The 12,013-nt window shown below is 56.2% G+C and carries 9 protein-coding genes and 1 riboswitch; all 9 genes read right to left on the bottom strand.

The features are described from left to right. Positions 1 to 106: 106 nt before the first annotated feature. Positions 107 to 289, bottom strand: a riboswitch (cobalamin riboswitch). A 110-nt stretch (positions 290 to 399) separates the two neighbouring features. After that, positions 400 to 1,125, bottom strand: a complete 726-nt coding sequence (locus SPTER_RS24480) for an energy transducer TonB (protein WP_170233099.1) — start codon at positions 1,123 to 1,125, stop codon at positions 400 to 402. Further along, positions 1,125 to 1,535 carry an ExbD/TolR family protein gene (locus SPTER_RS01695; RefSeq protein ID WP_144348773.1) on the bottom strand — a complete coding sequence of 137 codons (411 nt, stop codon included), beginning with the start codon at positions 1,533 to 1,535 and terminating at the stop codon, positions 1,125 to 1,127. The genes SPTER_RS24480 and SPTER_RS01695 overlap by 1 nt, the downstream gene beginning before the upstream one ends. Beyond that, positions 1,522 to 2,157, bottom strand: a complete 636-nt coding sequence (locus SPTER_RS01690) for a MotA/TolQ/ExbB proton channel family protein (protein ID WP_144348772.1) — start codon at positions 2,155 to 2,157, stop codon at positions 1,522 to 1,524. Before SPTER_RS01690 ends, SPTER_RS01695 begins: the two co-directional genes overlap by 14 nt. A 39-nt stretch (positions 2,158 to 2,196) precedes the next feature. Next, positions 2,197 to 4,065, bottom strand: coding sequence for a VWA domain-containing protein (locus tag SPTER_RS01685; RefSeq protein WP_144348771.1), 1,869 nt, complete (start codon positions 4,063 to 4,065; stop codon positions 2,197 to 2,199). A gap of 19 nt (positions 4,066 to 4,084) precedes the next feature. After that, a complete protein-coding gene (locus SPTER_RS01680) occupies positions 4,085 to 5,113 on the bottom strand; it encodes a magnesium chelatase ATPase subunit I (RefSeq protein ID WP_144352692.1) in 1,029 nt (342 codons plus the stop codon). 28 nt (positions 5,114 to 5,141) lie between these two features. After that, entirely contained in the window at positions 5,142 to 6,251 is a 1,110-nt protein-coding gene (locus SPTER_RS01675; RefSeq protein WP_144348770.1) for an adenosylcobinamide amidohydrolase, read from the bottom strand. 76 nt (positions 6,252 to 6,327) lie between these two features. Then, positions 6,328 to 7,104: a carbon-nitrogen hydrolase family protein gene (locus SPTER_RS01670; RefSeq protein WP_144348769.1), complete on the bottom strand. Its 777-nt coding sequence runs from the start codon at positions 7,102 to 7,104 to the stop codon at positions 6,328 to 6,330. After that, positions 7,073 to 8,152 (bottom strand): radical SAM/SPASM domain-containing protein, encoded by a 1,080-nt coding sequence (locus SPTER_RS01665; protein WP_144348768.1) that lies wholly within the window; start codon positions 8,150 to 8,152, stop codon positions 7,073 to 7,075. Before SPTER_RS01665 ends, SPTER_RS01670 begins: the two co-directional genes overlap by 32 nt. A 6-nt stretch (positions 8,153 to 8,158) precedes the next feature. Then, on the bottom strand, positions 8,159 to 11,875 hold the full coding sequence (gene cobN, locus SPTER_RS01660; protein WP_144348767.1) for a cobaltochelatase subunit CobN: 3,717 nt from the start codon (positions 11,873 to 11,875) through the stop codon (positions 8,159 to 8,161). Between the last annotated feature and the right edge of the window lie 138 nt (positions 11,876 to 12,013).

Below are 12,013 nucleotides of genomic sequence, written 5' to 3'. Positions count from 1 at the left end.
GGCCAGGACCAGGGAGGGTTTTTGCAAACATAAAGAAACCTTATCTGGCTGGAATAACAGCCAAAATACATGCTTTCTAATCCCCTCCTCATCGCGCGTGAGTAAACCGGTGACCGTCAGACAGGCAGTGCTTCTGGCTTTGGCTCATCACTCCCCCAGACCTTCCCAAAACGCCCCGTTTCAGTGGTATATCCTGGTTTCGCTCGCCATTACAGTGGCGGGACCGCGCCGGCTTTGCACCGGACTTCCCTATTAAGCCCCGAAGGGCACCTGTCTCCATAATATTTAATTAGCTGACAACTCCGCCGTTATTCACTATACCGCTGTTACAGCCGATATTCCCATAAGAAAACAGCTGGTCGGCAGCAGTAGGCCTGCCATAGCGATACCTATTGTTTATTAACGCAGTCTGAATACGATCGGCAGGGTAGTAGAGCAGGCAATGGCCTTGCCGGTGCTGCGGATTTTGGCTGGAACAAAACGCCAGCCCTGCACTGAGTTGGCTGCTGCTTTATCCAGCAATTCGTAACCGCTTGATTGTTGAATGCTGATCGCGCCGGCCCGCCCATTCTCCCTGATCTCAATCCGTAACACCACGGTCCCCTCCAGACCATTACGCCGGGCGCTTTCCGGATAGGGCGGTTCTTTGCCGGCTAAAACGTTGGGGGGGATAATGCCTTTGTCGGTACCGGTTCCCCCGGCCCCGGTACCGCTGCCGGCAGCACCGGTGCCAGTGCCGGTGCCGGTGCCACCCGTCGCTGACGACTCGCCACTGCCGGCGGCGGCAGTATCAGCAGCCACAACCGCCATATTGCTGGCTTCCACTGCCGGTTCAGGAATAATTTCGTCAGCTACAACCGCCTCAGGCTGTACCTGGCGGATAACCGGTTTGGCAACCGGCTCGGCAACCGGCTCGCTGGCTTGTGCCGGCGCAGCGGCCGGAGCCGCCGCCATCGGCGCCCCTTCAGGCTCGCTGGCTAATTCCAGTTCAATTATCGTTTCAGGAACTTCCACCGGCAGGAGGGCCTTGAAACCCAGCCAGCCAACCCCCAGCAAGACGAAACCGTGAAAGACCAGTGAAATAATTATCGCCTTGCGCCAGCGCAATCCTGTCGCCCATTCCATTATTTATCCTTCCTTTCTGTTGCAATCGCTACCCGGTGGGCCCCGGCCAGTTTCATTTCATCAAGTACCGCCACGACTTGCCCGTATTCCGCCTGTTTATCAGACCGCAATACAAAAACCACGTCGTTTTGTTTGCCCAATTCTATCTGGACACGCCTTTTCACCAAGTCCAGCGGTATTTCCTCCTGCTCAAACAAAATCCGCCCTTCTTTGGTGACCGCAACGGCCACGCTCTGGGGTCTGTCCGACTGAGCCGAGGCAGCCTGAGGCAAATTTACCGCAATCGTCTGCTGATCAACCATGTACAGAGTGCTCATAATGAAAAACACCAGCAGAAAGAAGATGATATCGATCAGGGGAATAATCATCAGTTTAGGCTGGCGGTCCTGCCGCAGATTACGCAGTTTCATGGCGCTTCTCCCGCTTCATCTGCCCCATCAACAAAACACAGACACGCTCGATATCTGTAATCAATCCATCCAGGCGGTGATTAAAATAGCTGTATATGATCATCGCCAGCGTAGCCACACACAGACCGGAAGCCGTAGCAATCAGCGCTTCCCCCACCCCGCCGGTGATTGCCTGCGGCTGGCCGGCTTTGATGTTCATCACGCTGAAGGAGCTAATCATGCCGATTACCGTTCCTAACAGGCCCAGCAAGGGGGCAATTGTCACCACTGTATCCAAATGGCTTAAATTTGTCCGTAACCGGGCTACCGCCAAGGCGGCTTCCCCCTCCAGCACACTCTCAAGGTTGGCGCAGCCGCGCAGTAAATAATGAATGCCTTTGCCGGCAACGGCAGCAGCAATGCCATCGGTTTCCCGGCACAGTTCATAAGCGGTCTCCCAGTCGCCCCGTTCCAGTAACGGTGTAAGCCGGGCCGTAAACCCCTCCATGTCGGTGTTCATTTTTTTGTAATAGAGAAAACGCTCGGCCCCAATGGCCGCTACCAGCAAGGAACAGGCCAGAATCAGATACATAACCGGTCCGCCTTTATAAAACACACTAACGCTCTCGGCGACAAACTCCATAACTACTCCTCCGTTTTTTTCCGGCTAAGCCGGTATTATTTAAGGCAAATTCCTGACAATATGCATAATATTTTTATCGGAAAGCTCACCCAGGCTATAATAACTGGAGCCCATTGCCCGGGCGACAGTCCGCGCCAGCCCTAACTTGACAAAATCGCTTTCGGTATCAATGACCACACTATGAACACCGGCCTTTTTAATCTTTGCGGCAATCGCCAGCGCCTCGTCAATACCGTTGCCCCCGTCTGCCGCCGTATTGGCCCGTCCATCGGTAACAAGCACCAGCACCGGCTGCATATCCTGTTCTTTCTTCCGGCGCGCAGCCAGTACTGCCAGAGCGGCAGCCAGCCCTTCCGCCAGCGGGGTTTTGCCCCCGGTCGGCAAATGCCGCAAACATTTTTGGGCCAAATCCACACTGCGGGTGACCGGCAGCAATACCTCCGCGGTCTGGCGCCGGAAAGCAATTAATCCGACCTGATCGCGTTGCTGGTAAGCATCCTGCAGCATGGCGCACACGGCGCCTTTCACGGCCCGCATACGCTCACGCGCGCCCATGGAGCCGCTGGCATCGACAACAAACAAAAAGGTATTGCCAATTCGCTTTTCCCGAATCTTTTGCCGCAGGTCGGCCCGCTCAATCGCAATACAGCAGTTCCCTTTATCCCGGAACCGCTGGTGCGGTGCTGCCGCCCGCAGGGTGGCGTCAAAAGCCAGGTCGGTCACAGCCCCACGGGGTATTCCGGCCCGTACATACCGCCCCTGCTTTGTATCAGTGCGCGTCAGGCTGCGTTTCCCGTTACCGCGTCGCTCCTGCCGGTCCTGCGGCAAGGATAACTCCATCCGGACAAAGGGAAACTGGGTATCAATATCAGCCACCTTCTCCTGATCACGGCCTTCTCCCGGCGGTTGTTCCGCTGCTGAGGAATCAGACTGATCCTCCGGCTGCTGATTCTCCGGCTGTTCAAACGGCGGCGGCTCTTGCTGCTGCTCCTGCGGCTGATCCTGAGTTTGTTCCCCTTCCGCTTGTTCCGGTGGCGCCGGTGGCGGCGGCTCCTGCTCCTGGCGCATACGCTGCGGCAAAACATAGCAGGCTGCCGCTTCCATATCGGCAGGCAGCAGATAATCCCGGCCAGCCAAAGCCGCAATCGTGCGAGCCGCCTCCAGCAAAAACAGCTCGGCCCGGTGGCCGGCAGAATGAGCTTTGGCACACATCTGGGCAGCCAATAACACCATCGTCTCCGGTATAACAATTGTCGGCAGCAGCTGCCTGGCGGCCGCCACCTGCTGCCTGATTCCCTCAGTTAGTGCTGCATACTGCAGCCGAAATCCGGCCGGGTCCCGGTCATAGGCCAGAATTCGCCGCACAATCTCCGCCCGCGCCGGGGCATCCAGCTCCCGGTTAACAGCAGCATACAAACCAAAACGGTCTATTATTGGCGGTGATAAGGTTCCCTCTTCCGGGTTCATTGTGCCAATCAGGCTGCACACAGCCTCATGCCGGCAGGAAATACCCTCCCGTTCAACCATGTGAACACCGGTTATAACCGCCTCCTGCAGGGCATTGACAAACTCGCGGCGCAGCAAATTAATCTCGTCAATATACAGAACATGATGATGCGCCCTGGCCAGAATACCCGGCAAAAACCGGCGCTCACCACACCCCACCGCCTGCTGCAGGTCCAGGCCGCCAAACACCATATCCTCGGTGGCACTTAGCGGCAATTCTAAGATCTGTACCTTGCCGGTAATCTCTGCCAAAGCCCGCACCAGGGTCGACTTAGCCGTACCTTTTTCCCCGGCTACCAAAACTCCGCCGGCTTTCGGGTTGACCACGGCAATTAAGAGAGCCTGTTTGACAGAATCCTGGCCAACTATCGCAGCAAACGGAAATACCGTTCGTTGTACCATCTTCCTTCCCTCCTGCCGCTTACAGCCCGGCAAACAATGCCTCGACTTTGTCCCAGTCCAGTGTCCCGTCCTCAAAGGGCCGCCGCCGCATCCTGTGCGGCAGAACCAGCTTGGCCGCCCGCCGGACATCATCGGGTTCAACGTTAGCACGCCCTGCAAAAGCCGCTAAGGTCATGGCTGCCTTAATCACGGTAATATCGGCCCGGTGACCGTCCACATCCAGGGCAATAGCCACATTCGCCACTAATAACAGCAGCCTGTCGTCAATAACTGCCTCCGGCAGCAAACGCCTGGCCTGCAAAATGCTTGCCGCCAGTTTTCCCTGTTCTTCCTGAAATATTTGGGCAAATTCGCCGGTATCCTGCTCATAAGCTAAGCGGCGTTTGATCACTTCCACCCGCCGTTCCGGCTGATTCTCACCTACCACTTCGATCGATAAACCAAAACGGTCCAGCAGTTGAGGCCGGATATCCCCTTCTTCCGGATTCATCGTACCGACCAGGACAAACCGGGCCGGGTGAGAGTAAGAAACGCCCTCCCGCTCAACTGTATTTACCCCCATAGCGGCTGCATCCAGCAGTACATCAACCACATGATCATCCAACAGGTTAATTTCATCCACATACAGGATATTACGGTTGGCCTGGGCCAAAATACCGGGGTCAAATTTTTTCTCGCCATGCTTAATGGCATGCTCAATGTCCAGCGTCCCGACAACCCGGTCCTCGGTGGCACTGACCGGTAGTTCAACGACCCGCATCTTAATTGAATGGACCGGCAGGGCTTTATCGGCCCCGGTTTTTTCCCGGCAATCATCGCATAACCGGTTTTCATCACCCGGGTCACAGTGGAAAGGACAGTTTGTAATGGCCTCCATCGCCGGCAGTAAATCGGCTATGGCGCGGACTGCTGTTGATTTGGCGGTGCCTTTTTCCCCTTTGATCAGTACCCCGCCCAACAGCGGATTAATTACATTCAGGACAAGCGCCAGTTTCATATCGTCCTGACCGACAATCGCTGTAAATGGATATACGGCAGTATGCTTCAAATGTCTGTTCATCTCCTATTATTGATTATCAATTGCTGTCATCAGTACAGGTAGTCTGTAGGTTAGTTCTGACAATAGCCAGTACCAGGGTCTGCCAGGCTTGCAGGCAAGAGTCCAGGCCAATGGTTGTTATTGCCGGCGCGGCCACGCCAAACCTGGCGGCGGCGGCGGCAAGCAGTTCATTGCCGGCCTCGCGCACCTCATCCCCGGATAACAGTTCCCATTGGAGCTGATCCAAAAGGTGGATGTATAACGTGGTATAGGTTACCAGGTGGCTGTCACTGTCGAGCTGATACAACTGACTCAGAAACTTCAGCTTTATTACCTGCTCGCCCCCCGTGATGTAAACCTGCCATATCGATTCTTCTGTAATGCCAAACCGTTTGAGCCGCCGCAGCAGGCTATGCTGGTGCCGGGGCGAAAGACCGGTCTGTTTAAGTAACGCTTCCTTGACAGCCGGCAGCACGGTGCGGCCAATCAATTCACCGAGCTTCGAGTGTTTGCCGGCGCTTTCCAGATATAGTGGCGAGGCCGGATTGGCCACAACAATCGTCTGGTCTGTGCCGGAACCGGTCGCTAGCCCGTTGGAGTAGTTGCTGCCGGCCATCAGCTCCTGCAGGGCTGCGGTCTTGGCTTCGGTACAGGTTACCATGGCCCGGTTCAGCATCCCTGGCGGTAAATCAGCATCAATAACCAGAATGATATTAATGGTTCCCGGTTTTTCCCGGGTATTTTTATCAAGCGGCTGGAAATAGTCGGCCGGATCACCAACCCGGCCGCCGTTAACCTCGACCCCGCCGGTTACAATCGCGGTTACCGTCAGCGTTTCATAGGCCAGGCTATGAATTGCCACATTCTGCATCGAAGCGGCTGTTCCCATGCCGGCGGTTGTCGCGGGGTCAAGCCCGATTTCCTCAGTAATAATCCGCATGTGTTCCTGGTAGGTTGGCCCGCGCATAATGCTGGACATCCCTGCTCCCGGGTTACAGTCATTGTTGAATACTGCCGTCAGGTCCTCGCGGTAGCCACCGTTGACAATCGCGGTACTCGCCACTTTCCGGGGCTGTTCGAAAGGTATGACAATGCTTTTATAATACCGGTATACATGATCGCCGGTAGACAGGGTACAAAGTTTCACAGCCTGGTCCCTCCCCTTTATCCTAAAGCTCATTTCTGGCTTCTGTTTCACTATCTCCTGACCTCAGCCTTTGCGCTTATAACGGCAGCACGGTAAATTCACCGGTCAGGGCACACTGTTGTTTAAAATCCCAGTCGAATAACAGCGCCGCCGGTTCGGGACCGCTGTAGGCCAACTGCATCTCCCCCCTGGCAATTACCGTACTTTGGGCCTGGGTAAAATCCAGCCGCTCCTGTTTGCCGGTCTGGTTGCAAACCCAGAGGGAACAGCCGCTGACCGCTGATGCTTTTTTCCAGGCATTTTCCGGCGGACCGCCGCAGCCGCCCGGCGGCCAGGCAGCCGGCACGATAATGACCTGAGCCCCTTTATCGGCCATAGTTACAGCATTTTCCTCATACCAGGTATCAGAACAAATCAGAATACCGGCCGGGATATCGCCGCAAACGACCGGTTCCAGCTGCTCACCCCGGTTCGCCCAGCCCTCGGATACGCCGCTATGGGCGTGTTTTTTCCGGTGACGGCCGATAATATTGCCATCAGGGCCAATCACCAGACAGCTGTTGTAACAATGCCCATTATACTCATCCTGTTCGGCGCAGCCTAAAAACACCGTAACCGCATACGCCGCCGCCAGCTGCCTGATCGGCTGAATCGCCGGCGCCGGCTGCACCGGAATCACCACCGGTTTTAGCTCCCGCTCGCAGGCAAAGAAATATCCCTGTACGGCGGTCTCAGGAGTAATAATCCACTGGGCCCCCTGTTCAGCCGCCAGCCGTACCGCTTGCGTCAGAATTTCAAGATTACGGCTTTCCGGACCACCGCTAACATCTACATGCAGTAATGCAACTCTCATTTTCTTTCCTCTCCTGTCCCTGAAGTTCCTGATACCATTCTATCGATACCTGTTTTAACGCACACTCGGCGTCATATCCCCGGTCGCCGCAGTCGGCTCCATACCACCGGGCAAAGCAAGCACCGCCGCATAAGGCAAAGGAGGGACATCTGAGGCAAAAGGCCATGCTGGCCTGAATCAAAGCGGCAACTCGTTGCCGCCGGCTTTCTTCAATCCCGGTAGTAACATGGCCGAGATAAAAATCAGGGTTGCCAGCCAGGGACGCGCAGGCATACAGCTGGCCCCTGGCATCCACAAAAGCAGCCTCCCCCTTCATGGCATGACAGTGGGCAAACCCCGGCATCTGCCCCCTGGTCAGAAAAGCGACCCGCTCAAGCTGAGAAAACAATATGGTGTTGCCGGTCTCCCGGCCTAAGCGCCGGGCCAGCTGGAAGGCTTCCTTCACCCCCTGCCACACCGCCTCAGGCTGGGGCGGGGCAACCTCGCCGCCCCGCCCCTGGGTACGGAGCAGGTCAAAACCAATCCGCCGCACATTGCCCAGATAATAGGCCATTTCCACAATCCCGGCCAGACTGCTGACATTTTCATTGGTTACGACACAGGTAATCCCGGTCTCAACCCCCACTGCCGCCAGCTCAGCAGCGCCTTTCACTATTTGCCGGCAGGTGCCCCGGCCGTCAGACAGGCAGCGCTGCCTGTCGTTCATGTCCGGCCGCCCATCCAGGCTGATACCAATGCCTACCTGCCCGGCTTTAAGGACAGCCGCTTTTTCCCGTGTCATAAGAGAGGCATTGGTCTGAACCTGCATGACGGCCGGCAGCCCCTGCTCCCGTACATGCCGGATAATCGCCTGCATGGCCGGAAAGTTCAGCAGCGGTTCACCGCCGCTGAACTGCAGGACAAAGGGCTGTCCGCCGGCTGCCGCCAGTTCGGCAGCCGCAATGCCCGTACCGGCAGTCATGGTTTCGGCCGGATGTTCATGGGCATAACAATATGTACAGGCAAAATTACATTGTCCGGTCAAACCTAATATCAGCATTTTTACCATAGCTGTCTAGTTGTCACCCCGTTCTTCCAGTTCACCGTCAATCTCCAGATAAATTTGCTGCAGCTGACGTTTTGTCTGTTCGTCAGCCTGCCACAAACCACGCTGCGCCGCTTCCAGCAATTTTTCCGCAATCCGCTGCAAAGCCCAGGGATTGACAGAGCGCATCCACGCGCGCATCGGTGCGTCAAGCGCATATTTTTGCGCCAGTCCCTGGTACATCCAGTCGGCCATAACCCCACTGGTAGCATCCCATTCATAGCAATGGGCCACAACCCCGGCCAGATCGGCAGCCCCTTTATAGCCGTGCTGTTTCATACCTTCAATATATTTGGGATTCATAACCTCGCCGCGAAACAGACGCTTGAATTCCTCATCAAGGCTCCGCAGCATCACCTGCTGCCGGTTGGAACTGTCGCCGCAGTACGAGCGGGGAGCCTTCCCTTTCAGGCTGCGGACAGCCGCAATCATGCCGCCATGATAGGAATTAAAATCATCGGAATTAAGCATATGGACTTCCCGGTTATCTTCATTTTTGACCGTAACATCAAGTGAGCCCAGCCGCCGGCTGAAAAGTTCAGGCACGAAAACGCCGCCGGCTTTGGCACCGTAAGCATGCGCGCCCCAGCGTACATACACCCTTGCCAGGTCATCGACAGTTTCCCAGTTCTTTTCCTCTAACAAATGACTGACACCGGCGCCATAACTGCCCGGCGGACAGCCAAACAGCCGGTAACAGGCCTGTTCCCAGGCCGTCTGGCTGTCAAGACCCTGTTCACTGATCAGCCGGGCATCGGCCAATACATGCTTACGGACAAAATTCAGTTCGCTGCTTTCTTCCAGGCCGGCGACCAGACTAACCGCCTTATCCATCCATTTAACCGCCATCGGCATGGAATCGCGGAATAAACCGCCGATCCGGGCCGTAACGTCAAGCCGCGGCCGCTTTAGCTCGTCCAGGGGGATGGCTTCCAGCCCGGCAACCCGCCGGCTGCCTCGCTGCCATACCGGCCGCACCCCCAGCAAATACAGGAATTCGGCAATACACTGGCCATGGCTGCGCATATTGGCCCCACTCCAAAAGACCATGCCAATATTCTCCGGATAACGGCCTTCCTCGGCAATAAACCGCTCAATAACACTGTCTCCCAGCATTTTTCCCAGTTCCCAGGCTGCCGCCGTGGGCAGGGTTCGCGGGTCGACCCCGAAGAAATTGCGCCCAGTCGGCAAAATATCGGCCATTCCGCTTGTGGGCGCCCCGGCCGGCCCCGGCTCGACGAAACGATCCCCCAGCGCCGCCAGCAGGTTAGTAAGCTCCTGTTCTGTCTTATAGAGGTTTGGTATTAATACCGTGCAGATATACCGGGCTATCTGCCGCAGCCGGTCTTTAGCCTCTGGTCCGGCCCCGGCAGCCCAGGCAAGGTTTACTACCGCCTCGGCCGCAGCGGGTTCAAAATCATGCTCCTCCAGCCGGCCGACAGCCTCGCGGCACTGCTGCCAAATCTCAGCGGCCAGCGCGCCATAGGTTTTGCTGCCGTCAGACACCAGTTTGCCGCTATGCGCAAGCAGCTCGTAATAGTCATAGCCGTGAATCGCCGCCACGGTTTCCGTTAGGGATGGTACGGTCCCGTTGGCCAGCCGGGTAAGAGCCAGCAGGTATTCCGGCAGTGAATCCGACTGGGGCGGACAGCCCAGAACATGCAAGCCTACCCTGATCTGCATATTTTTGAGGTCGGTGAGATAGACATGCAGACGCTGGCTGTATTTGCCGAAAGCCTCATCCGGCTGTTGACTGACATCTGCTGCCAGATTGGCGGCAATAACCTGCTCCCTGATCTGGCCGGCAACCACTTCCGCATTGGCCGGCTGGTTCTGCTGAAAGTGGCAATATTCATCAAGCAGCTTCTCCAGCTCAGCCAGTTCATCATAAGTGCCGGCCTGACTCACCGGCGGCGTCAGGTGACCAATCAGGCAGGCGGCGCCGCGCCGTTTAGCCTGGATACCTTCACCGACGATAGTAATGAGGAAAGGATAAATATTCGGTAAATCGCCGATAGCCAGATCCGGGTAACAGGTCCGCGCAAGCCCGGCCGCTTTGCCGGGCAGCCACTCGAGGGTGCCATGGGTGCCGACATGGACAACCGCGTCGGCCTGCCAGATATCCCGCAGCCAGTAATAATACGCCAAATAGTGATGGGTGGGCGCACAGTCCGGCGAATGATACAGCTTGCCCGGGTCCTCACTGAAGCCGCGCGGCGGCTGTACGGTAATAAAAATATTGCCGTTAAGCAGGCCCGGAACAAGCAGCTGGCCTTCATAATGGAAAACATCGCCCGGAGCCTGGCCCCAGTCTTCGGTTAGCTGCGTCCGGGTCCCAGGCTCCAAGCCCTGAAACCATTCCCGGTATTGCCCGGTGGTTACCTTGCCCGCCGCCCGGGCAATCCGGCTATCCGTCAGAAAGCGCCGGTCATTGGTGGCCACCGCCAGCAATTCCTCCATAAGCGCCCTGCTGTCGTCGGGAATATGATCCACCTTGTATCCCTGCTGGGCCATCCGTTCCAGCAGCAGCCGGATACTGGCAGGTGAGTCCAGGCCTTGCGCACTGCCGATATTGGCATTAGTAGCCGGGTAATTATGAAAAATAACGGCAATTTTTTTCTCCCGATTGGGCTTGCGGCGCAGGTTAGCCCACTTGCCGGCTTTACGCACAACCTGACTGATGCGTTCAGGCATAGTTTCGTAGCTGGTCATTCCATCGGCTGCCTGTGTTTTACCGGCCACAGGCAGAGAGTGAATAACCCCGTCGAATTCCGGCAAGGCAATACTGCAGGATATCTCCATGGGGGTCAGACCCTCACTACTCCGGTCCCACTCTGCCGGGGAGCGCAATAGGGCATAGGCCTGCAAAACCGGCACTCCCAGCTGTTGTAAAAAATCCGGCTCCACCGGCCGGCCGACCGTCAAGGAAAACTTAAATGTATTAATCAGCACATCAATGCCGGGCAACCCATCATCATAAAAATAGCTTTTGAAAGCGTCATCGATCCCCTGAGCGCCAAACTCAGCACTGCGCGCCCAGTGGCTGAACGCGGCGATTACATTCATGCCCCGGGCCTCAATCTCATCAATAAGCGCTGTTGGGTACGCCAGATCGGCCCATATCCATTCATCCCGCGGAAACAACAGGCCTATCGTCGGGCGGCCTGCCTGGCAATGGTGCTGCCGGTATTCGGCAACATCCGTATATATGCCGGCGGCCCGGGGATGAAAAATACCGTTCCATACCAGTGGCTGCGGCTGTTGGAATTCGCAGGTATCCCGGCCATAGCGGCTGCTCAGGTACAAACAGAAATTACAATAATTATCGAGGCCGCTATAGACTAAATACCGGCGCAGCTGTTCCCGTTCCGCCGCTGTTACGCCGTAAAGAGTGTCTTCGGGCTGAGGTTCAGTTGCCAGCATAGTATGGGTTATCCCTTTTTGCCGCAGGAAATCGCCGGCCTTTTGCAAAAAGTGCGTATCCCGCCCCATCCCCATCCAGGAAAACAGCACGACGTCACAGACACGGAAGCGCTGCTGCCATTCCGGTCCCCATACCATACTGTCGTTAAGAAAAACAATGTCGATGTTGCTGGCTAGCCGGCCTGCTTCTTGCAGCCGGCGGCTTGCCTTTACCAGCATGCTGTGTTGGCGGTCAATATTCGTTAAAAATATTATGTTTCCCATATGGTTTTCCCCCACTGCTGCTTGCATTTTCCCTTGTCGGCACTACTGGTCCGCCTACACTGAAATCATAATTACTTCATGGGCCTTTTTCCGCCATACTTCGTTGTCGTCGGCTTACATATGTCCGATATGTGCGCC

Origin of the sequence: Sporomusa termitida (assembly GCF_007641255.1) — a bacterium.
GTDB classification, from domain to species: domain Bacteria; phylum Bacillota; class Negativicutes; order Sporomusales; family Sporomusaceae; genus Sporomusa; species Sporomusa termitida.
Note: the sequence above shows the minus strand (reverse complement) of the source record. Positions and strands in the feature narration are given on the sequence as shown.